The organism is Actinophytocola sp., from assembly GCF_050699915.1.
Classification (GTDB): domain Bacteria; phylum Actinomycetota; class Actinomycetes; order Mycobacteriales; family Pseudonocardiaceae; genus Actinophytocola.
This window is the reverse complement of record NZ_JBOHGA010000075.1, coordinates 1-21,198: the sequence shown is the minus strand read 5'-3', so window position 1 is coordinate 21,198 and position 21,198 is coordinate 1. Positions and strand designations below refer to the sequence as shown.

Here is a 21,198-nt window from a genome sequence, read left to right as displayed (position 1 = left end):
ACGCCATGGCCGCCGCGACGCTGGAGGAGATCAAACGAAGCCTGCGGTGGTTCGCGGACAGAACCGCGGCGGAGATCTCCCCGCTGTACAGCCATCTCGCCGGCCACGCCGCGGATGACGACGAGATCGCCGGCCTGCTCACCGCCACCGACTCGACGGCCGCCGACGCCACGTTGCTGTTGGCCGCGGTCCAGCGCGTGCTCCAGTCCGAGCCGTTCCACGAGCTGACGAACTACTACCCCTCGCTCGGCGGTACCTATGGGCCGGACGCCGGCACGTGGTCGCTGTTCCGGACTTTCGTGCTGGAGCGGGCCGAGCGGGTGCGCGAGCTGATCGCCACTCGGGTCACACAGACCAACGAGGTGCGCCGGGCCGCCCTGCTCTACCCGGCGGTGGCGCTGGCGGCCAAGCAGGCGGGCAAGCCGATCGGGCTGCTCGACGTCGGCACCAGTGGTGGGTTGCTGCTGGGCATGGACACCTATGCGTACCGGTACCAGACCCAGCAGGCCGGCCAGCTGGCCGCGGGCCCGGCCCGTTCGACGGTCGGTCTGCACTGCGCGCTGGCACTGGCCCCCGACGCCACGCTCCCCACGATCCCGAAGCGCCTGTCCACGGCGGCCAAGATCGGGCTGGACAGCCGGCCGGTCGACCTCACCGACGAGGAGCAGTACGCGTGGCTGGAGGCGTGCATCTGGCCGGACCAGCCGGAGCGCCTGCGCCTGTTCGGCGCGGCCGCGGCCGCCCAGCGCAAGTCGCCCCCGGACTTGGTGACCGGTGACGCGGTGGCCGATCTGGCGTCGGTCGCCGCCCGCATCCCGGCCGAGGTGCCGCTGGTGGTCCTGACGGCCAACGTGCTGTGGCTGTTCACCGACGAGCGTCGCCGGGAGTTCCTGGCCGCGCTGGACGCCCTGGCCCAGACCCGCCCGCTGTGGTGGGTTAGCCAGGAGGGCTACCGGGCGGCGATGGAGCTGGTGCTCCCGAACCGCACGGACCTCCTGCCTGGGGAGAGGAAGCCGACCTTCGGCACGCTGGGCCTGGTCCGCTGGACCGACGCCGGCCGCCAGGCGATCGCACTGGCAAGAACAGCCTGGCACGGCGAACGCATGGAGTGGCTGGCGAGCTGACCCCTCGCTGGCAGACCCGCACCGCCCGGCTGTCCACAGGCCCGCTCTCGGCGCGCCAGGATCGTCGGTGTTGCTCTCTAGACTGGAAAGCGGGGGCCCCCGCGAGTCTGGAGTTGTCCACAGGCCTCGATTCGGGCGGCCGGAATCGTCGGTGCTGCTCGGTAGGCTGGTGATCGGGGGCCGGAGGCCAGGCCTCACCGCCGAGGCAGCGCGTCCCAGTCCCGCAGCGTCGCCGCCAGCGGGTCGACCAGCTCGCCTGCCGCGCTGAGCGACTCGAACCCGGCCAGATCCACCCAGCCCACCTCAGCCGCGTCGTCGCCGGCCCGGAGCGACCCGCCGACCACCACGCCGGCGTAGTCGAAGATCTCGAACACCCCCGCCGGCGCCGGCCGCTCGACCCGGCCGACCAACTCGCCGACGCGCACCTCGAGTCCCGTCTCCTCGCGCAGCTCCCGAACCACAGCCTCGGCGTCCGATTCGTCGGGTTCGACGCGACCGCCGGGCAGCGACCACAGGCCGGCACCAGGGGCCTGGCCGCGCTTGATCAGCAGCAACCGTCCCGCAGCGTCATGCACGACGGCACCCACACACCTGATCATCGGAACGTGCGCACCTGTCACGGGCACACAGCGTAGCCAAAACGCGCTATCACACCGCCGCTCTGCCCCAAGAGCGGGACTACCCTCCCGTAGCCCGGCGTCGTGCGGTACAAGTGTTTCAGAGTTTTTGTTCAACAACCGACGATCACGGAACGCAAGGGACACGGAGTAGCTCGCGGTGAATGTCAAGAAGGTTCTGATAATTTCCGGCGCGGCGTTGATTGTGTTCTTCCTGGTGACCCAACCAGTCCAGTCCGCGGCGCTCGTGACGTCCATCCTCAACACGCTCAAGGACGCCGCCGAAGCGGTGATCACGTTCGTTCGCTCAGTCTTCCAGACCTGATCCGAGTACCGTCAAACCATGTTCGCACCGCGCGATCCCGACGAGTACCTGCTGGACTCCGAGCGGAGAGTCATCCGGGTGCGCCTGCACTGGGCGTGCCTGGCTTGGGATGTCTTCGAGGCGGTCGCGCTGCTGGCGGTCGCCGTGATGATCTCGTACCTGCTGCCGCCGTCGATGTGGCTGCTGCAGAACATCCTGTGGTACGCGGCGCTGTTCGTGGTCCTGCGGTTCGCCTACGTGGTGCTGAACTGGTGGGTCGAACGGATCGTCGTCACGGACCAACGGATGATGATGACGACCGGCATCATCACCACGAAAGTGCTGATGATGCCGATCACCAAGGTCACCGACCTCACCTACGAGCGGCCGATCATGGGCCGGTTGCTCGGCTACGGCACGATGATCGTCGAGTCCGCGGGCCAGATCCAGGCGCTGAACCGGCTCTCCTACCTGCCCAAGGCCGAGCAGGTCTACGACGCCATCTCCGAGCTGGTCTTCGGCGACAAGGACGCGCAGAAGGCCCGCTTCTCGATGATCAAGGCGCAGCGCCTGGCCAAGCGCAAGCCGATGGTGGGCTGAGCGGACCACTCACGTTCAATGGGCACGTGAGGATCGACCTGCACACGCACACCACCGCGTCCGACGGCACCGACACCCCGGCCGAGCTCGTCGCGAACGCGGCGGCGGCCGACCTCGACGCGGTGGCGATCACCGACCACGACACCACGTCCGGCTGGGTCGAGGCGGTCGCCGCGCTGCCGCCCGGGCTCCGGCTGGTGCGCGGCGCCGAGCTGTCCTGCCGCAGCCCCGACGGCCGCGGCGGGCACTGCACCGTGCACCTGCTGGCCTACCTGTACGACCCGCGAGCCGAGGCCGTCGTCGCCCAGCACGCCGAGGCCCGGGCGCAGCGGCGGACCCGGCTCGCGACGATGGCCGAGCGGATGGCCGCCGACGGGTTCCCGGTGAGCGCCGACGAGCTGCTCGCCAGCCTGCCCGAGGACTCGACCGCGGGCCGGCCGCACATCGCGATGGCGCTCGTCCGGGCCGGCCTCGTGTCCACTGTGGACGAAGCGTTCGCGAGGTTCCTCAACGACCGCGGGCGCTACTACGTGCCCAGCTCGCGCTCGCCGGTCGAGGCGTCGATCGAGACGATCGCCGGCGCGGGCGGGGTGACCGTGCTCGCGCACGCGTTCGCCCACCACCGCGGCACGACGGTCACGGCCGAGGTGATCAAGGAGCTGGCGGGCCTCGGCCTGGGCGGCGTCGAGGTCGACCACCCCGACCACGACGACGAGGCGCGGGCGCGGCTGCGCGGTCTGGCCGACGACCTCGGGCTGATCGCCACCGGCTCCAGCGACTACCACGGCACCAACAAGGTCCTGCGGCTCGGCCAGGAGACGACCGCACCAGCGATGCTGGACGCGATCGCCGAGCGGGCCACCGGCGTCGAGATCGTCGTGGGCTCGTGAGTCTGTTCGATGCCCGGCTGTTCGCCGAGGTCACGATCACGCTCGTGGTGATCATGGATCCACCCGGGACGATCCCGGTTTTCCTCAGTCTCGTCGGCCGCCGCCCGCGGCTCGCCCGGCTGCGCGCCGCCCGGCAGGCGGTGCTGGTGTCCCTGGCCGTGATCAGCCTGTTCGCGGTCGGCGGCGAGGTGATCCTGCGGTACCTGCACATCGGCATCCCGGCGCTGCAGGGCGCGGGTGGACTGCTCCTGCTGCTGATCGCGCTGGACCTGCTGACCGGCCGCGACGCGAACCAGCCGCAGGCGGTCGACGACGTCAACGTGGCGCTCGTGCCGCTCGGCACGCCGCTCCTGGCCGGCCCGGGCGCGATCGCGGCGACGATCGTGTTCGTCCGGCAGGCCGAGGGCAACGCCGGCTCGTACGTGGCGCTCGCGCTCGCGATCGTGGCCGTGCACTTGGTGCTGTGGCTGTGCCTGCGCTACTCCGGCGCGCTGATCCGGCTGATCAAGGACAGCGGCATCACGCTGCTCGCCAAGATCGCGGGCCTGCTGCTCGCGGCGATCGCGGTCCAGCTGATCGCCGACTCGGTGCGTGGATTCGTAGGCGGCGCCTGAGCGTCGGTGGGCTGCTCTACGGTTGATGGCGTGCAACTCGGGTTCGACGCGATGCCGCGCAAGCTCATCAAGGTCACGCCGTCTCGCCTGTCGACCTGGATGGACTGCCCGCGCCGGTTCCGGATGGCCTACCTCGACCGGCCGACGCCGCCGCGCGGGGGCGCGTTCGCGCACAGCACACTCGGCGCGGTCGTGCACAACGCGCTGCGGGCGTTCTACGAGCTGCCGGTCCGCCGCCGCACTCCCGCCGCCGCGGCCGCGATGGTGGGCCAGCACTGGAACGACGAGGGCTTCGCCGGCCCGATCCAGGCGGCGACCTACCGCGACCAGGCGGCGACCTGGGTGGCCGACTATGTCGCGGACGTCGACGTGACCGACGACCCGATCGGCCTCGAGCGCTGGGTGTCCGCCCCGATCGGCACGATCGTCGCCGAGGGCCGGGTCGACCGCATCGACGAGCGTGACGGCGAGCTGGTGATCGTCGACTACAAGACCGGTCGCACGGCGCTGACCACCGACGACGCCCGCTCCTCTCAGGCGCTCGCGCTCTACGCGCTGGCCGCGCGGCGCACGCTGCGCCGGCCGTGCCGGCGGGTGGAGCTGCATCACCTGCCGAGCGGGACGGTCGCGGCGTGGGAGCACACCGAGGAGTCGCTGACCAGGCATCGCGAGCGGGCGGAGGAGGCGGCCGACGAGTTCAACCTCGCGACGGATACCCTCAACGCGGGTGGCGACCCCGATGTGCTGTTTCCGCCACAGGTGGGTCGGCAGTGCGCCTGGTGCGACTTTCGGCGCAGTTGCCCCGAAGGGCAGGCCGCCGGTCCACAGGCCGAGCCGTGGGCGTTGCTCGCTCGTGCCGACGAGGTGAAGGGTTGACCACGTGTCAGAACCGATGAACTCGCCCACGGTGCCCCTGGCGACGTCCGGAGACACGACGGTGGCACTGGCCGCCGAGCCGGTCGGCGTCGCCTCGCGTGCCCGGGGTGGGTTCGGCCGCGAGCTGGCCGGCGCGCTCGCGATGGGTCTGTCCGTGCTCGCGATCGTCGTGCTCGTCTTCCAGGTGCTTTCCTGGATCCGTGACATGCCTGGCCCCGGCGCGCCGATGGTGGTCGGTCACCTGGGCGCGGCCGCGCTCGCCGTGATCGTGCAGCGGGTCGCCGACCGAACCTCCGGCCTGCTGGCCACCGTGGCGGCGATCGGGGTCGTGGCGATCACCGGCGTGACGCTGTGGCTCCTGTGGTGGTCCTGACCCTCCAGCACTGGGCCGGAGTTGTCCACAACCGTCGAACTTGTCCACAGCGCCGACGAAGTCGATCTTCTTCCCGCGTACACCAGATAAGCTGGACGTGGGTGGCCCCCCGGAGAGGGTGGGGTAAGAGCGTGTAGTAGTCGAGCGGGTTCGCTGGATTCGCGGGGTTCGCTGCATCGATGTGTATGGCGGTGGCTGCGTGTCAGGGCAGGTCTTGGGGTCGGGCGAGTGCCGCAGCGTGTGCGGCGCTCGTGGCAGCTGCCGCTCGGCGAACGACCGGGGCTCGCCGCCGGGGCGGTGACGGGTCAGGCGGTCAGCCAGGAGCGCCACGTCGAGAGCAGCGTGGCCAGCAGCTCCGTCGGGTTCTCCGTGTTCGGGGAGTGGCAGGCGCCGGGAATCACGGCGAAGTCGGCGTCCAGCCGGTCCGCCATGTCGCGCTGGCTGGACACCGACCAGGCGTCGTCGCCTTCGCCGCAGGTCACCAGGCACGGGATGCCGCCCACGTGCAGGGTGCGCGCCAGCGAGGAGACCAGGTCCGGCTCGGTGCGCAGCGCGTGCGCCTTGCCCAGCAGCGCCGCCGGCTGCGAGCGCACGAACCGCTCCCGCATCAGCGCCACCAGCTCCGGCGTGTTCCCGGGCCGCGGCGGGTTCATCGCGTCCAATTGCTCGCGCATCCGCTGCGCCGCCTCGATACCGTGCTCGCGCATCGCCGGCTCGCCCAGGTCCAATGTCTGCCGCCGCGGGCCGTCCGGGAGCTCTCCGGGGCCCGAGCACATCAGCGTCAGGCCGGCCACCGGCGCGCCGGCCAGCACCGCGCCGCGGGCGACCAGCCCGCCGTAGGAATGCCCGAGCAGCACCACCTGGTTGCCCTCGGCCGCGAGCTTGCCCACGAGCTCGGCCAGCACCATGCCCAGCGTCGCCGGCAGGTACGCGTCCTCGTCGTCCGGGCCGCCCGACTCGTACTGGCCGGGCATGTCGATCGCCATCGCGTCAAGGCCCGCCGCCGCGATCGGGTCCAGCAGCGGCACGAAGTCTTCCTTGGACCCCGTGTAGCCGGGCACCAGCAACGCCGTCGGCGGCGGGTGGCCCGTCGCGGCCGCGCGGGCGTGCAACGCCGCGATCGGACCATAGCGGCCGGGCAGATCGACCCGGCTACCTCCATGGGGGCTGATCTGCGACGGCGGCCTGTTCACGACTTCGAGTGTGCCTCACCGCGACTCGATCCGCTGTAGAGCGGGGGTGAACTGTGACAGTGCGTGATATTCAACGCATCGCAACCAGCGTGTCGCCACGCTGCTCGTACACCATGGGACCGAGCGTCGACATCGTTACCTGCCCGGAGTAGTCACCGCGGTTCACCGGCAGCGTGCCGACCGGCTCGCCACTCGCGGGCCGCAGCACGCGCAGCCCGTCGGTGACCGGGACCAGCATCTGACCGGCGAACATGGTGCCCGGGCCAAGCGAGCCCTCGACCGTCCACAGCGGACTCAGGTCGGCCGCGGACAGCGCGATCGTGCGGGAGCCGGTGAACCAGTAGACCGCGACGGGCGTGCGGGTCGTGGGCACGACGTGATCGGCGGGCTGCTCGTCGAGGTCGCCCGGGCCCAGCGACAGCGGGTAGCTCGCGATCTGCTCGCCCTTCTCGTTCAGCACGAGCAGTCGCGCCGGGTCGGGCACGACGACCGCCGTGCACTGCTGCAGCTCCTCCTCGTCCGCGGGGTTGAGCTGACACCGGTCGGTCATCGCGACCACCCGGGTGTCCTCGGCGACCGCGACGCTGGCCACGACCTGGGGCTTCTCCGAGTCGTTGTCGCCGGTCGCGCGGTAGATGGTGAGCCGGTCGCCGTCGTCGTCCGGGCAGTCCTCGACGACCGCGATCTTGCCCTGCACGACCGCGGTCGTCTTGTACTCGCAGCCGGTGCGCGGCTGCTTCTCCGGGTTCACCATGGCCGGCACCTGGCCGTACTCCATGGTCTGCACGAGGTCCGAGCGCCACGTCGTCAGCAGCCGATCGCCGGTGGTGGTCACGTAGTTGCCGTCGAACAGCAGCCGCGTGTCCAGCTCCGCGTCGGAGTTGCGCTGGCCGCCGTCGGGCTTCTCCCGCTCCTCGCCGGGCTGCGGCTGCCGGCCGCGCTTGCCGGTGGCCGGGTCGAGCGCGGTCACCTCGCTGCAGCCGCCGGACTTGCGCGAGTCGCCCTCCGGCAGGAGGTTCGCCGACTTCTCGTACACCGCGATGCCCATCGACCACGCCGCGGCCAGCGTGCAGAGCGGCAGGTCGCGGCGGTAGCGCCAGCGCACCTCGCCGCTGATCGGGTCGCGACCGGCGACCTCGCCGCCGTTCCCGGTGAGCACGGCCGGCCCCACCGCGACCGGTGCGGGCGTGGCCGTGCTCGTCGCGCGCCACGCCTCGCCGAGCGAGGGCGGGAAGGCCGTCGGCTGCACCGGCGAGGGTGCCGGCCCGCCGTAGGTGGTCGACGAGGTCGCGCGGATGTCGCCGGACTGCCACACGAGGATCCCGGCGACCAGCGCCGCGGCGGCTATGACCACCACGGCGACGACATCGCGCCGGCGGGTGAAGCGGGAGCGCTCGACCGGCTCCGTCTCGGCCGGTTCCGCGCCCCCGTCGAGCACGTCCTCGTCCCCGATGTCCTGCGTCACGGGGCGTCAGTCTGCCGAAGGCGCTGTTTCGCTCGCGTTCGGTGTCTCGTCCGCGGTGTCGACGCCGCCCCGGCTGCGCCGGCGCCGCTGACGGGCGGGCTTGTCGGTGCGGCTGGCCGGCGAGGTGCCCGACGTCTCCGCCACGGGCTCGGCCTGCTGGCTCTCGCCGCTCCGGCTGCGCTTGCGGCGCCGGGGCCTGCGCTCGCCGGACTCGCCGTCGTTCGTGCGCTCGCCATCGCTCTCGGGCTGCGCGCCGTTCTTCACACCGTTCTTCACGCCGCGCTTGACCCCGCTCTTGACCCCGCCGCGGGTGCGCCCGCCGCGACCGCGGCGTTCCTTGCCACCGAGGTCCTCCTCCGGCTCCGCGGCGAGGCCGGCGCGGGTCCGCTTGGCCAGTGGCAGCCGCCCCGTCGAACCCGTCGGGATGTCGAGGTCGGCGAAGAGGTGGTCGGAGGTCGAGTAGGTCTCCACCGGCTCCGGGATGTCCAGGCTGAGCGTGTCGCTGATCAGCTTCCAGCGCGGCTCCTCGTCCCAGTCGACGAGCGTGATCGCGACGCCCTCGCGGCCGGCCCGGCCGGTGCGCCCGATGCGGTGCACGTACATGCCGTCGTCCTCGGGGCACTGGAAGTTGATCACGTGCGTGACGCCGTCGATGTCGATGCCGCGGGCCGCCACGTCCGTGGAGATCAGCACGTCGACCTTGCCGGCGCGGAACGCGCGCAGCGCCTGCTCGCGGGCGCCCTGGCCCAGGTCGCCGTGCACGGCGGCGACGGCGAAGCCGCGCTCCTCCAGATCGTCGGCGACCTTCTGGGCGGTCCGCTTGGTGCGGCTGAAGACCATCGTCAGGCCGCGGCCCTCGGCCTGCAGCGCGCGGGCGACGACCTCGATCTTGTCGAGCGCGTGCGCCCGGTAGACGAACTGGCGGGTGCGCTCGTGGATCGCGCCGGCGTCGTGTTCCTCGGCGCGGATATGCGTCGGCTGGCTCAGGAACGTGCGGGCCAGCGTGATGATCGGTCCCGGCATGGTGGCCGAGAACAGCATCGTGTGCCGCTCCGCCGGAACCATCCGCAGGATGCGCTCGATGTCGGGCAGGAAGCCCAGGTCGAGCATTCGGTCAGCCTCGTCGAGCACGAGCGCGCCGACCTTGCCCAGCACCAGATGGCGCTGTTCGGCGAGGTCGAGCAGCCGGCCCGGGGTGCCGACCACGACGTCGACGCCCTTGCGCAGCGCCTCGATCTGCGGCTCGTACGGCCGTCCGCCGTAGATCGACAGCACCCGCGCGCCGAGGTACTTGCCCGCGTCGGCCATGTCCCGGGTGACCTGCAGGCACAGCTCGCGGGTCGGCACGACGACGAGCACCTGCGGGGTGCCGTCGCCGGGGGTGGTGATGCGCTGCAGGAGCGGCACGCCGAAGCCCAGCGTCTTGCCGGTGCCGGTGCGGGCCTGCCCGATGACGTCCTCGCCGGCGAGCGCCAGCGGCAGCGTCAGCTCCTGGATCGCGAAGGTTCGCTCGATGCCGGCCTCGGAAAGCGCCTTGACGATCTCCGGGTGAACGCCGAATTCGGCGAACGTGGGGGAGTCGTCGCGGACTGGAGCGCCTGCTTGGAGCGGATGAGACGTGTCTGTTTCAGGGACGCCGGCCTCGCTGTGTTCCAGCACCACCGGGTCCACTTCGGATGTGTTGTTGATGAGCTTCTCTCCCTTGGTCCAGCGCGCTCCGCCCTGGACGGGCCGCTCGACCACACCTTCTGGTGCGGGAGGACCGGCGAGGCGCGCACACCCTCTGCACGCGGCTTCGAGAGCTCGCGTCCCGGCCAGTCTACCTGCGACCGGGGTCCGGATAGTCTCTGGGCTTGTGAGTGGAGCCAGCGGAGCGAACGAACCGACACCGGGCGGGACGGCAGAGGTGGGCGCTGGCGGTGCGATCGACCCGGGGATCGTGGACCTGCTCGGCGTGTTGGCCTACGGCGAGCTGTCCGCGTTCGACCGGCTCTCCGAGGACGCGCGCTCGGCTCCCACGCTGGCCGGGCGCGCCGCGCTGTCGGCGATGGCCGCCGCGGAGATGGGGCACTACAGCCGGATCGAGCGCTTCCTCGCCGAGCACGACGTGGACGTGCAGGACGCGATGCGGCCCTTCATCGGGCACTTCGACACCTGGCACGCCTCGACCGCGCCGCGGTCCTGGCTGGAGTCGCTGGTCAAGGCGTACGTGGGCGACGGGCTCGCGGCGGACCTGTACCGCGAGATCGCGAACTGGGTCGACGAGGAGACGGGCCGGCTCGTGGTCGAGGTGCTCGCCGACACCGGGCACTCGGCGTTCGCCGAGCGGGAGGTCCGGGCGGCGATCGAGCGGGACCGGACCGTGCGCGACCGGCTCACGCTGTGGGGGCGGCGGCTGCTCGGCGAGGCGCTGACGCAGGCGCAGTACGTGGTGGCCGAGCGGGACGGGCTGGCTGAGCTGATCGTCAGCGGTACGGGCGACCTGGCGGGAATCGCGGCGCTGTTCCGGCGGTTGCAGCAGGCACATGGCAGGCGGATGAGTGCGTTGGGCCTGGGCTAGCCTGGTGCCGACAACGTAAGGGACAAGGCGGAGGTCAGCGTGGAGGTCAAGGTTGGAGTCGCGGACACCGCGCGGGAGCTGGTGCTCAACTCGAGCCAGTCGCAGGACGAGATCGAGGCGCTCGTCGACGCCGCGCTGAAGGACTCCGCCGGCACGCTCAGCCTGGTCGACGACAAGGGCCGGCGCTTCGTGGTGCCCTCCGCGCGGGTGGCGTACGTGGAGATCGGCACGGCCGACAGCCGCCGAGTGGGCTTCGTAACCTGACCGCCGGCCCGCCTCCCCGGAATTCGAAGTGTTGGTTGCGTTCCGGGGGCGTGGCCGTTCCGAGGGTTGGTCAGCTCGCGTCGTCGGCTCGTAGCTTGACTACCTTGTTGACCTCGAGCGGCTTGTTCGGGTCGAGCACGATCCCGTTCGCGCGGGTGAAGCCGTCGATCGCGGACCAGATGATCTGGGTGAGGTACTCGACGACCGCGTCCCGGGTCATCGTGCGCCGCTCCAGCCACCACTCGCTCACGTTCTGGACCATGCCGACGATCCCGTGCCCCCACGGCTCGGCGCCGCCGGAGTCCATGTCGAGCGCGCGCAGGTAGTCGCCGAGCAGGGCGGCCAGCGCGTTGGCGATGAGCTCCTTGTCCTCGGCGACGATGTCCTGCTCGACGGTGGCCTTGGCGAACGAGCGGCGGACGAGGACGCGGTAGAGGTTCGGATGCTCCTCGACGGTCGAGAAGAAGGCGTCGAGGCTCTTGCGGATGCGGGGGACCGGCGCCTCCTCGTTGTTCATCGCGGGGATCAGCCGGTCGAAGAGGATCTCCGTACCGCGCTGCCCGAGCGCGACGAACAGGTCCGCCTTGTCGGCGAAGTGCCGGTACAGCACGGGTTTCGTGACCCCGGCCTCCGCGGCGATGTGGTCCATTCCGACGTCGGGCCCGTGCTCGGCGAGTGCCCGCATGGCGGCGTCGACGAACTCGGCCCGCCGCGCCGCCCGATGCGACCGCCACCGGTCGCGTCTGGCGTCCCCAGTGCTGTCCTCGGACATCCTGCGAACGTTACTCCTGTCGGCCGGTGGCCTTGCCGGACGTCCGGGCGAGTCGGGACGTCCAGGTGCGCCGGCTGCGGCCGCCAACACCAGAAAATGTGAAGACGGCCGCCCAAGCTCCACCTACGGATTCTGCAGCGGGTACCCGCCGCCGATGCCCTTCCAGGCGAGTGTCGAGATCAGCGCGACGGCCTCGTCCTTGGCCATCGAGCGGTTGTTGGACAGCCACGAGCGGGCCGCGACCTGGCTGATGCCCACCAGGCCCACCGCGAGCAGCGACGCCCGCTCCTCGTCCAGACCCGCGTCGGCCGTGATGGTCGCCGTGATGGCGCGCACGCAGGCGTCCGTGCCGCGGTCGATCGCCGCCTGCACGGCCGGCTCGCCGCGCAGGTCGGACTCGAACACGAGCCGGTAGGCCTGGCTCTCGCCGTCCACGAACTCGAAGTACGCGCTCACCGCGTTCCGGACGCGCATCTTGTTGTCCGTCGTCGAATCCATCGCGTGCGTCACGCGCTCGATCAGCTCGTCGACGTGCATCTCCAGCAGCGCCATGTACAGCTCGAGCTTGCCGGGGAAGTGTTGGTACAGCACGGGCTTGGACACCCCGGCCCGCTCGGCGATCTCGTCCATCGCGGCCGCGTGATAGCCGTTGGCGGCGAACACGTCCTGCGCGGCGTTGAGCAGCTGCTTGCGCCGTGCGTTGCGGGGCAACCGTGCCGCCCGGCCCGCCTGAGCCGGGCCGGTCAGGGCCCCGTTCTGCCCTGTCTGTGTCGCTGTCTCCGACATGCCGCCTCCCACGCGTCCACTCCTTCGGGTCGGGGTCACCGTCCCGTGCGGGCCGTTCATGACCTTACTCGTCGGTAACGCAACGAGTAAGGCCGCTAACGGCTGCGGCTTGGTCGGGAGGCGAGAAAAGTAAGCCAGGCGCGCCGCCCTTCGTCTTACTCATCGGTAACGTTGTGCCGCGACGGTCGGCGGTGTCACGGATACTGGTGCGATGAGCATCAGCGCCGCGGCCCGAGCACCGCTCACCCACGTCCCGCTGTCCGATGCCGTGCTGCCGCCGGTGGACATGTCGATCCCACCCTGGCCCGGCGTCGACCAGACCTCCGGCGGGGTGACCCTGCACGTGCGGCGCACGCCCGGCCCCGCGGACGCGGACACCACCGCGGTCTACGTGCACGGGCTGGGCGGCTCGGCGACCAACTGGACCGACCTCGCCGGCCAGCTCAGCGCCCACGTCCCCGGCATCGCGCTGGACCTGCCCGGGTTCGGGCGCAGCGAGCCGCCAAGGCACTTCGACTACTCGATACCGGCCCACGCCGACACCGTGGCCCGCTTCATCCGCGGCCTGGACGCGGGACCCGTGCACCTGTTCGGCAACTCGATGGGTGGCGCGATCACCATGCGCGTCGCCTCGGAGCATCCCGAGCTCGTCAAGACGCTCACGCTCGTCTCGCCCGCGATGCCTGACCTGCGCCCGTACGTCTCGCGCATGTCCGACCCGCGGCTCGCGGTCGCCTACCTGCCGGTCGTCGGCCCGCCGGTCCGGCGCAGCATGGCCCGCGAGGACTTGGAGCGGCGGGTCATGCGCCTGCTGAGCCTGTGCTTCGCCGAGCCGGACAAGATCCCGGAGTCCCGCCGCCGCGAGGCCGGCGAGGAGTTCCGTGAGCGCGAGCGGCTGGTGTGGTCGAACCCGGCGCTCGCGCGCAGCACGATCGGCCTGTTCCGGACCTGGCTGGTGCCGCGGTCGCGCTCGCTGTGGCGCATCGCGCCGACGATCTCCGTGCCGACACTGGTGGTCTGGGGCGCCAAGGACAAGCTGGTCACCGTGCGCAAGGCGCCGCGCACGGCCCAGCTGTTACCCCGCGGCCGGCTGCTCGTGCTGCCCAACACCGGGCACGTGGCGCAGATGGAGCGGCCGGGCACCGTAGCCCGCGCGGTGCTCGGCATGTGGGAACGGGCCGACGAATGGTGACATCGTCACCTGACCGTGAGGTTACTGGCCGAACTGTGGCACCCTTGTTCCCGTGACCAAGCGGGCGACCCAGGAACGTTACCGGTCCGGGGCGCGCCGACCCCCGGCGCAGCCTCTCGCCGCGTCGTGGCGTCCCACGGAGCAGCCCATGCGCCGTGGCCAGCGCAGACGCCGGCCGCGCAAGCGTGGGCTGTCGGGCTTCATGGCGACGTACGGCTGGCGGATCTACGCGATCCCCGTGCTGATCGCGATCACGGTGCTGACGTTCGTCCAGATCAACGGCGACGAGAAGAACCAGGGCGGCACCGAGCAGGCGGCGGTCGCCGACCAGGCGGGGGAGCGGCCGGCGGGCGACGCGAACAAGGAGCCGAGCGTCACCGAGGAGCCCGCGGTGCCGCCGAACCTCAACATCCCGACCGCCGAGCTGCCCAAGGGCGCCACGTTCGCGAAGGGCGGCCGGGGCCAGTGGGACATCCTGCCCGGCGGCAGCAAGCGCATCGGCAACGGCGGCGAGCTGTTCACCTACACCATCGAGGTCGAGCAGGGCATCGACCTGGCTCCCTACGGCGGCAACGACTCGTTCGCCGCGCTCGTGGACACCACGCTCTCCGACCCGCGCGGCTGGGCCTCCACGAACCAGGTGTCGGTGCAGCGCGTCGACGCCCGCGCCGCGAACCCGGACATCCGGATCAGTCTGTCCACTCCGGACACCGTGCACCAACCGGAGTTCTGCGGCTTCTCGATCAAGTACGAGTCGTCCTGCTGGCGTCGGGACGAGAGCCGCGTGATGATCAACCTCGCCCGGTGGGTGCGGGGCGCGGTCGCCTTCGGCGGCGACCTCGGCAACTACCGGACCTACGCGATCAACCACGAGATCGGCCACGCGTTCGGCCGCGGCCACGTGGGCTGCGCGAAGAACGGCGACCTCGCGCCGGTGATGATGCAGCAGTCGTTCGGCGTCGCCAACGACTACGTTGCCCAGCTCAACAACCGGGCCGGCTACGACGACCCGGTCGAGGCGGACGGCAAGACCTGCGTGTACAACCCGTGGCCCAACCCGCAGGCCCGCTGACCGTCCCGCACGCCGTCTCGCTGACCGTCCCGCCATGTGAGAGCCGCGGAAGACGGAGTGGGACGAACGCGTTGAGGTGAGCAGACTGGGGTGCACGGGAACGCGCGTCGAGGAGGAACGATGGCAGGCAGTTTGCCGCCGCTGGTCGAACCGGCAGAGGAGCTGACCAAGGAAGAGGTCGCCCGCTACAGCCGGCATCTGATCATCCCGGACGTCGGGGTCGACGGTCAGAAGCGCTTGAAGAACGCCAAGGTGCTGGTGGTCGGCGCCGGTGGGCTCGGCAGCCCCGCGCTGCTGTACCTGGCCGCCGCCGGGGTCGGCACGCTCGGCGTGGTCGACTTCGACATCGTGGACGAGTCCAACCTGCAGCGTCAGGTGATCCACGGCCAGTCCGACGTGGGCAAGCCGAAGGCGTTGTCGGCCAAGGAGTCGGTGGCCGAGATCAACCCGTTCGTCACCGTCAACCTCCACCAGGAGCAGCTGACGAGCGACAACGCGCTGGACATCTTCCGCGACTACGACCTGATCCTGGACGGGACGGACAACTTCGCCACCCGTTACCTGGTCAACGACGCGGCCGTGCTGCTCGGCAAGCCGTACGTGTGGGGCTCGATCTTCCGGTTCGAGGGCCAGGTGAGCGTGTTCTGGGAGGACGCGCCGAACGGCCAGGGCCTGAACTACCGCGACCTCTACCCCGAGCCGCCGCCGCCCGGCATGGTCCCGTCGTGCGCCGAAGGCGGCGTGCTGGGCGTGCTGTGCGCGTCCATCGGCTCGGTGATGGTGACCGAGGCGATCAAGCTGCTCACCGGCATCGGCGAGCCGCTGCTCGGCCGCCTGATGGTGTACGACGCGCTGGAGATGTCGTACCGGACGATCCGCATCCGCAAGGACCCGGAGTCCAAGCCGATCGAGGGTCTGATCGACTACGACGCGTTCTGCGGTGTCGTGTCCGACGACGCCCAGCAGGCCGCCGCCGGCCACACGATCACCCCGCGCGAGCTGAAGGACAAGTTCGAACGGGGCGAGGACTTCGCGCTGATCGACGTCCGCGAGCAGCACGAGTGGGAGATCGTCAACATCCCCGGTGCGGTGCTGATCCCCAAGGACAAGATCCTCTCGGGCGCGGCGCTGGCCGAGCTCCCGCAGGACAAGCCGATCGTGTTGCACTGCAAGTCCGGCGGCCGGTCCGCGGAGGCGCTGGCGGCGCTGCACCAGGCCGGCTTCCGCGACGCGGTGCACGTCGGCGGCGGCGTGCTCGGCTGGGCCAGGGACGTCGACCCGAGCCTGCCGACCTACTGAGCGGAGCCAAGCCGGTAGCGTGCCGGATCGTGAGTGCGTCCCCACCGCCCCTGCACGTGCGTGCGGCTTTCGGTGTCAAGGAGATCGAGCCCGAGCTCCTCGACACCGGGCCGCAGTGGCGGTGTGGCGAGCTCGCGCTGCGACCGGCCACCAACACCGCCGAGGCGACCTGGGTCGCCCAGACCCTCGGCGACCTGCACGTACCCGAGCTGCGTATCGGGCGGCCGGTGCGGGCCAGCGACGGGCGTTGGGTGGTCGGCGGCTGGGCGGCGTTCCACCACCTCGACGGCCGGCCCGAGCCGCGCTACGACGAGGTCGTCGCCGCGTCGCTGCGGTTGCACAAGGCCACCGCCGACCTGCGCGTGCCTCGCTTCCTCGCCGCCCGGACCGACGTGTTCGCGGTGGCCGACCGGGTCGCGGCCGGCTGGGGCGAGTCGGCCGAGGAGGCCCGCCTCGACCCGGCACAGGGCGGCCGGCTCTTCGACGTGCTCGCCGGCACCCGCAAGCCGCTGACCGTCAAGTCGCAGGTCGTGCACGGCGACCTGTTCGGCAACGTCCTCTTCGACGGTGATGCCGCACCCGGCATCACCGACTTCACCGCCTACCACCGGCCCGCCGAGTGGGCGGCCGCGGTGGTCGTCGTCGACGCGCTCGCCTGGGGCGGCGCGGACGACGGCATCCTGCGTCGCTGGTCGCACCTGCCCGAGTGGTCCCAGGCGCTGCTGCACGCGCTGCTGTTCCGCCTCGCCGTGCACGCCATGCACCCGCACTCGACCGAGCAGTCCCTGCGCGGCCTCGAGCGCGCCGCGCACCAGATCACACAGCTGTGACGCTCGACCCAAGCACCCGCCACAACAGCTCGGCACACGCCCGCAGCGGGTCCCCGTCCATGATCGCCGTGCCGACGACCAGCGCCAGCGCCGTGATGACGAGCGCGTTGACGTTGGCCTGCCGGGACTCCAGCAGCAGCGCGGCGATCAGCACGAACGGCACGCCGCCCAGCACGTAGGCGAGGACCAGCTGCGCCGTGAGCGAGTAGTCGCCGGCGAACGTCGCCGCGGCAGCGTAGCCCCAGCCGGCGAACCCGCCGCCGCCGACGACCAGCACCCACAGCGCGCCCGCGCGGCCGGTCGGCGGCAGCCAGGTGACCTCGAGCGTGCCCCAGGCGAGCAGCCCGAGCGCGGCGAACAGCGCGGCCAGCATGCCGAGGACCCCGAGCACGGACAGGGTCGGCAGTTCGTCCACCGGTTGGACCGGCAGGCTGCCCCGGTCGAGCGTGAAGAGCACCGCGAGCGTGCCGGTCGTCGCCGAGCCCACCACCCACGTGCCCACCAGATGCCGCACCACCAGGCTCAACACGGTCCTCCGGGAATAATTGAGCGTGCAACTACCTTGTTTCCGGCGTAGGCTCATCCTGACCTCAGAGGAGGGTGTCATGCCGGCCATCACCGCGGACACGCTGACCTTGTCCCGTCTCCCCGAGCTGCCCCTGCCCGACACCGCGTGGCGCGGCGTCGGCCGGGTGGTCACCTCGCAGCGGTTCCTGGAGGGCGAGGGCTTCCAGGTCCGCCGGCCGTTCCCCGGCGTCGACCTGGCGCTGGCCGACCCGTTCCTGCTGCTGGACCACATGGGCGCCGTCGAGTACGGGCCCGGCGAGGCGAAGGGCGCGCCGTGGCACCCGCACCGCGGCTTCGAGACTGTGACGTACATGATCGACGGCGCGTTCGAGCACACGGACTCGATCGGCGGCGGCGGGCTCATCACCGACGGCGCGACGCAGTGGATGACCGCCGGGGCCGGCATCCTGCACAACGAGGTGCCGCCGCAGGACATGGTCGCTCGCGGAGGTCTCTTCCACGGCGTGCAGCTGTGGGTGAACCTGCCGCGCGCCAAGAAGATGACGACGCCCCGCTACCAGGACATCGAGGCGAACGACGCCACCCTGCTGTCGAGCGACGACGGCGGTGCGCTGGTCCGGGTGATCGCCGGCTCGCTGGCCGGGCACGACGGTCCGGGCGTGACGCACACCCCGATCACCTACCTGCACGCGACGGTCAGCCCGGGCGCGCGGCTGGCGATGCCGTGGCCGGCGGACTACAACGCGCTGGCGTACGTGCTGTCCGGGCGCGGCACGGCCGGCCAGGAACGGCGTCCGCTCGAGGAGGGCCAGCTGGCCGTGTTCGGCCCCGGCGACGCCCTGACCGTGCAGGCGGCGGACTCGCAGCCGGCGAACAGCCCGACCGGCTGGGAGATCCTGGTGCTGGGCGGCCTGCCGATCAACGAGCCGGTGGCGCGGTACGGCCCGTTCGTGATGAACACGCGCCAGGAGATCGTCGACGCGTTCGAGGACTTCCAGGCGGGCCGCTTGGGGCAGATCCCCGCGGAGCACCTGGCTCACCGAACCCGGGCGGACGAGAACCTCTGAGCGAGAGGCGAACCCGAACGCGCGCAGCGAAACCGGCGAAGCCGACGCCGAAGGCGCTCTCGAATCGTGAGTCGCCGCCCGCGAATCCGCCGACGGCCCCGACCCCCGTGGAGCGACCGGCCAGGCCTCAGCTCAGGGCCGCCAGCGGTACTCGCGCATCCTGATCCGCTGACCGTCCGCGAGCACTCCCTCGCCCCGCAAGAGCTCGAGCTGCTCACGCACGAGGTGCGGCGCCGGCGTCCCGTTGGCCCGCAGAACGCGGTGCCAGGGCAGGTCATGCCCGTCCTCGTTGAGGATCCGGCCCACCAGGCGGGGCGTGGAAGCGCCGGCGAGGGCGGCGATGTCGCCGTAGGTGGACACCCGGCCCGCCGGGATCGACGCGATCAACTCTCGGACGCGTTCGTGCAGTGCCTCGTCCACGCGGCCAAGTATGACGGCGTGCCGGTGCGGCCAACGTCGGTGGGCCGTGTTTTCATCGTCGGCGTGGTCACGACCGCGAGCCAGCCGGCTCCCCGGCTCGTACGCCGGCCCGTGGCACCCCGACGGCCCTCCCGGTGGGATGCCGCGGCCCAGCGCGTCCTCGACGGCGCCGAGGGCTTCGTCCGCGTCCTCGGCGGGCCCGGCACCGGCAAGACCACCCTGCTCGCCGAGGTCGCCGCGGACCGCATCAGGCGCGGCGGCGTCGATCCCGACCAGCTGCTCGTCATCACCGCGAACCGGCGCGCCGCCACCCACGTCCGCGAGACCGTCAGCGGCCTGCTGAGCACCGAGGACATGCGCGCGGTCCGCGAGCCCCTCGTCCGCACCGTGCACTCCTACGCCTTCTCCGTCCTGCGCCTGCACGCCGCCATGCGCGACGTGCCCGGGCCGCGGCTGCTCTCCGGGCCCGAGCAGGACGCCGTGGTCCGCGAGCTGCTCGCCGGCGACGTCGAGGACGAGGCTCACTACTGGCCCGACCGGCTCTGGCCCGCCCTGTCCGTGCCGGGCTTCGCCGAGGAGCTGCGCGACCTCATGCTCCGGGCGGCCGAGCGCGGCCTCGGGCCCGAGGACCTGATCAGGGTCGGGCGGGACGCCAAGCGCGACGAGTGGGTCGCCGCCGGCCGGTTCGCCCGCCAGTACGAGCAGGTCACGCTCCTCGCCGGGGCGGACAGCGCGGCCGCACAGGAGAGCGCGCCGGCCCTGGACGCCGCCGAGCTCGTCGCGAGCGCCCTGCTCGCCTTCGAGACCGACGCCGAGCTGCTCGCGAGCGAGCGGGACCGGGTCCGCTACCTGCTCGTCGACGACGCCCAGCACCTCGACCCGCTGCAGTACCGCCTGCTGGCCCGACTCGGCTTCGCCGCCAAGGAGTTCGTCCTCGCCGGCGACCCCGACCAGGCCGTCTTCTCCTTCCGCGGCGCGGATCCCCGCCTGCTCGCCGACACCCAGCCCGACGGCGGCACCATCGTGCTGAGGGAGAGCCACCGCCTCGCGCCCGCGGTCCGCCAGGCCGTCGCCCGCCTGGCCGCCCGGCTGCCGGGCGTCGCGCCGCAACGCCCGGCGCTCGATGTCGAGGAACCGCCCAGCCCCGACGGCCGGGTCGCCGTCTGTCTGCACGCCACCGACGCCGCCGAGGCCGCGTGGGCCGCCGACCAGCTGCGCCGCGCGCACCTCATCGACGGCGTGCCCTGGTCGGAGATGGCCGTGCTCGTCCGCTCCGCCGAGCGCTCCGCGCCGATCCTGCAGCGCGCGCTCGCCTCCGCGGGCGTCCCGGTCACCACCGACGCCGACGAGCTGCCGCTGGCCCGTCAGCCCGCCGTGCGCCCGTTCCTCGAGCTGCTGCGTATCGCCGCCAACCCGTACCTGCTCGACCCCGCCCGCGCGGAGATGTTGCTGTCCTGCCAGTTCGGCGGCGCCGACCCGCTGGCGCTGCGCCGGCTGCGGCGCGCGCTGCGCCGCCTCGAGCTGGCGAGCGGCGCCGACCGGCCCAGCGACGAGCTGCTCGTCGAGGTGCTGCGCGACGCCGCGGACGACGACGACCGGCTCACCGCGCTCGCGGAGGACGAGGCGGCGAGCGTGCACCGGGTCGGCGCGCTGCTGCGCATCGCCCGGAGGGCCATCGCCGAGCACGCCGGCGTCGAGCAGGTGCTGTGGCTGGTGTGGCGGCAGAGCGGGCTCGAGGACCGCTGGGTCGCCCAGTCCCGGCGCGGCGGCGCGCTCGGCGCGCACGCCGACCGCGACCTCGACGCGATCGTCGGGCTGTTCCACGCGGCCGGGCGCTACGCCGACCGGTTGCCCGGCGCGGGCGTCACCGGGTTCGCCGAGTACCTTGCGGCGCAACGGATCGTGGGCGACACGCTCGCGCCGTCCGCACAGCGCGGCGAGGCCGTCTCGGTCCTCACCGCGCATGCGGCCGTCGGTCGCGAGTGGACGGTCGTGGCCGTGCTCGGTGTGCAGGAGGGCGCCTGGCCGGACCTGCGGCTGCGCGGGTCGCTGCTGGGCGTGGAGCGGCTCACCGACCTGCTGTCCGGAGTAGACGGTGTGGAGCTGTCCGCCACCGCGCCGCTGCTCGCCGAGGAGCGCCGGCTGCTGCTCGTCGCCGCCAGCCGGGCGCGGCACACGCTGCTGCTGTCCGCGATCCGCGGCGAGGACGAGCAGCCGTCGCGGTTCCTGTCCGAGATCGCCGGCGGTGACGTCGAGGAGGCCGCCCGTCCCGTGCGGCTCGGCCCCAACCGCGCGCTCGTGCTCGCCGACCTGGTGGGGGAGCTGCGCCGCGCGGTGTGCGACGGCACCGCT

General features: G+C 72.0%; 23 protein-coding genes. 15 read left to right on the top strand and 8 right to left on the bottom strand.

The features are described from left to right. Positions 1 to 5: 5 nt before the first annotated feature. Positions 6 to 1,124, top strand: coding sequence for a DUF2332 domain-containing protein (locus tag ACRDSK_RS15740; RefSeq protein ID WP_431441656.1), 1,119 nt, complete (start codon positions 6 to 8; stop codon positions 1,122 to 1,124). A gap of 194 nt (positions 1,125 to 1,318) precedes the next feature. On the opposite strand, the gene ACRDSK_RS15735 is transcribed toward ACRDSK_RS15740, so the two are convergent. Then, positions 1,319 to 1,723 carry an NUDIX hydrolase gene (locus ACRDSK_RS15735; RefSeq protein WP_431441655.1) on the bottom strand — a complete coding sequence of 135 codons (405 nt, stop codon included), beginning with the start codon at positions 1,721 to 1,723 and terminating at the stop codon, positions 1,319 to 1,321. Between the two features lie 178 nt (positions 1,724 to 1,901). Between ACRDSK_RS15735 and ACRDSK_RS15730 the strand changes: the two genes are divergently transcribed. The 6 genes from ACRDSK_RS15730 to ACRDSK_RS15705 are packed head-to-tail and all read left to right on the top strand — an operon-like array spanning position 1,902 to position 5,398. Beyond that, complete coding sequence (locus ACRDSK_RS15730; protein WP_331973883.1) at positions 1,902 to 2,066, top strand: hypothetical protein; 165 nt, start codon at positions 1,902 to 1,904, stop codon at positions 2,064 to 2,066. A gap of 18 nt (positions 2,067 to 2,084) precedes the next feature. After that, on the top strand, positions 2,085 to 2,645 hold the full coding sequence (locus ACRDSK_RS15725; RefSeq protein WP_431441653.1) for a PH domain-containing protein: 561 nt from the start codon (positions 2,085 to 2,087) through the stop codon (positions 2,643 to 2,645). Between the two features lie 26 nt (positions 2,646 to 2,671). Further along, positions 2,672 to 3,535, top strand: coding sequence for a PHP domain-containing protein (locus ACRDSK_RS15720; RefSeq protein ID WP_431441651.1), 864 nt, complete (start codon positions 2,672 to 2,674; stop codon positions 3,533 to 3,535). Further along, complete coding sequence (locus ACRDSK_RS15715; protein WP_431441649.1) at positions 3,532 to 4,149, top strand: MarC family protein; 618 nt, start codon at positions 3,532 to 3,534, stop codon at positions 4,147 to 4,149. Before ACRDSK_RS15720 ends, ACRDSK_RS15715 begins: the two co-directional genes overlap by 4 nt. Before the next feature lie 51 nt (positions 4,150 to 4,200). After that, a complete protein-coding gene (locus ACRDSK_RS15710; protein ID WP_431441672.1) occupies positions 4,201 to 5,025 on the top strand; it encodes a RecB family exonuclease in 825 nt (274 codons plus the stop codon). A 4-nt stretch (positions 5,026 to 5,029) separates the two neighbouring features. Further along, positions 5,030 to 5,398, top strand: a complete 369-nt coding sequence (locus tag ACRDSK_RS15705; RefSeq protein ID WP_431441648.1) for a hypothetical protein — start codon at positions 5,030 to 5,032, stop codon at positions 5,396 to 5,398. A gap of 305 nt (positions 5,399 to 5,703) precedes the next feature. Here the strand turns inward: ACRDSK_RS15705 and ACRDSK_RS15700 are convergent, their stop codons facing one another. The 3 genes from ACRDSK_RS15700 to ACRDSK_RS15690 form a co-directional block, all read right to left on the bottom strand. After that, on the bottom strand, positions 5,704 to 6,591 hold the full coding sequence (locus ACRDSK_RS15700; RefSeq protein WP_431441646.1) for an alpha/beta fold hydrolase: 888 nt from the start codon (positions 6,589 to 6,591) through the stop codon (positions 5,704 to 5,706). 70 nt (positions 6,592 to 6,661) lie between these two features. Next, complete coding sequence (locus ACRDSK_RS15695; protein ID WP_431441645.1) at positions 6,662 to 8,056, bottom strand: Rv3212 family protein; 1,395 nt, start codon at positions 8,054 to 8,056, stop codon at positions 6,662 to 6,664. Between the two features lie 6 nt (positions 8,057 to 8,062). Continuing rightward, positions 8,063 to 9,718: a DEAD/DEAH box helicase gene (locus ACRDSK_RS15690; protein ID WP_431441670.1), complete on the bottom strand. Its 1,656-nt coding sequence runs from the start codon at positions 9,716 to 9,718 to the stop codon at positions 8,063 to 8,065. A gap of 244 nt (positions 9,719 to 9,962) precedes the next feature. On the opposite strand from ACRDSK_RS15690, the gene ACRDSK_RS15685 reads away from it, so the two are divergent. Together ACRDSK_RS15685 and ACRDSK_RS15680 are read left to right on the top strand one after the other, a co-directional pair. Continuing rightward, positions 9,963 to 10,616, top strand: a complete 654-nt coding sequence (locus ACRDSK_RS15685; protein ID WP_431441643.1) for a ferritin-like fold-containing protein — start codon at positions 9,963 to 9,965, stop codon at positions 10,614 to 10,616. 39 nt (positions 10,617 to 10,655) lie between these two features. Next, positions 10,656 to 10,880: a DUF3107 domain-containing protein gene (locus ACRDSK_RS15680; protein WP_431441641.1), complete on the top strand. Its 225-nt coding sequence runs from the start codon at positions 10,656 to 10,658 to the stop codon at positions 10,878 to 10,880. Between the two features lie 70 nt (positions 10,881 to 10,950). Here ACRDSK_RS15680 and ACRDSK_RS15675 read toward each other — a convergent pair whose 3' ends face one another. Then, positions 10,951 to 11,652 (bottom strand): TetR/AcrR family transcriptional regulator, encoded by a 702-nt coding sequence (locus ACRDSK_RS15675; protein WP_431441639.1) that lies wholly within the window; start codon positions 11,650 to 11,652, stop codon positions 10,951 to 10,953. 123 nt (positions 11,653 to 11,775) lie between these two features. Beyond that, a complete protein-coding gene (locus ACRDSK_RS15670) occupies positions 11,776 to 12,438 on the bottom strand; it encodes a TetR/AcrR family transcriptional regulator (RefSeq protein WP_431441637.1) in 663 nt (220 codons plus the stop codon). 211 nt (positions 12,439 to 12,649) lie between these two features. Here ACRDSK_RS15670 and ACRDSK_RS15665 point away from each other — a divergent pair, with 211 nt between their 5' ends. The 4 genes from ACRDSK_RS15665 (at position 12,650) to ACRDSK_RS15650 (ending at position 16,831) form a co-directional block, all read left to right on the top strand. After that, positions 12,650 to 13,630, top strand: coding sequence for an alpha/beta fold hydrolase (locus ACRDSK_RS15665; protein ID WP_431441636.1), 981 nt, complete (start codon positions 12,650 to 12,652; stop codon positions 13,628 to 13,630). Between the two features lie 148 nt (positions 13,631 to 13,778). Continuing rightward, positions 13,779 to 14,702 carry a DUF3152 domain-containing protein gene (locus ACRDSK_RS15660; protein WP_431441634.1) on the top strand — a complete coding sequence of 308 codons (924 nt, stop codon included), beginning with the start codon at positions 13,779 to 13,781 and terminating at the stop codon, positions 14,700 to 14,702. Between the two features lie 120 nt (positions 14,703 to 14,822). Further along, the gene (gene moeZ, locus ACRDSK_RS15655) at positions 14,823 to 16,001 is read left to right on the top strand and encodes an adenylyltransferase/sulfurtransferase MoeZ (protein ID WP_431441632.1); all 1,179 of its coding nucleotides are present in this window, start codon (positions 14,823 to 14,825) and stop codon (positions 15,999 to 16,001) included. A gap of 29 nt (positions 16,002 to 16,030) precedes the next feature. Continuing rightward, positions 16,031 to 16,831 (top strand): TIGR02569 family protein, encoded by an 801-nt coding sequence (locus ACRDSK_RS15650; RefSeq protein ID WP_431426389.1) that lies wholly within the window; start codon positions 16,031 to 16,033, stop codon positions 16,829 to 16,831. On the opposite strand, the gene ACRDSK_RS15645 is transcribed toward ACRDSK_RS15650, so the two are convergent. Continuing rightward, positions 16,818 to 17,360, bottom strand: coding sequence for a hypothetical protein (locus tag ACRDSK_RS15645; RefSeq protein ID WP_431441630.1), 543 nt, complete (start codon positions 17,358 to 17,360; stop codon positions 16,818 to 16,820). The two genes, ACRDSK_RS15650 and ACRDSK_RS15645, sit on opposite strands and share 14 nt — an antisense overlap. 76 nt (positions 17,361 to 17,436) lie before the next feature. Between ACRDSK_RS15645 and ACRDSK_RS15640 the strand changes: the two genes are divergently transcribed. Further along, positions 17,437 to 18,426, top strand: a complete 990-nt coding sequence (locus ACRDSK_RS15640) for a pirin family protein (RefSeq protein ID WP_431426392.1) — start codon at positions 17,437 to 17,439, stop codon at positions 18,424 to 18,426. 132 nt (positions 18,427 to 18,558) lie between these two features. On the opposite strand, the gene ACRDSK_RS15635 is transcribed toward ACRDSK_RS15640, so the two are convergent. Further along, positions 18,559 to 18,846 carry an MGMT family protein gene (locus ACRDSK_RS15635; RefSeq protein ID WP_431426393.1) on the bottom strand — a complete coding sequence of 96 codons (288 nt, stop codon included), beginning with the start codon at positions 18,844 to 18,846 and terminating at the stop codon, positions 18,559 to 18,561. Between the two features lie 39 nt (positions 18,847 to 18,885). Between ACRDSK_RS15635 and ACRDSK_RS15630 the strand changes: the two genes are divergently transcribed. After that, positions 18,886 to 21,198: ATP-dependent helicase (locus ACRDSK_RS15630; RefSeq protein ID WP_431441628.1), on the top strand; the 2,313-nt coding region annotated here is incomplete at its 3' end.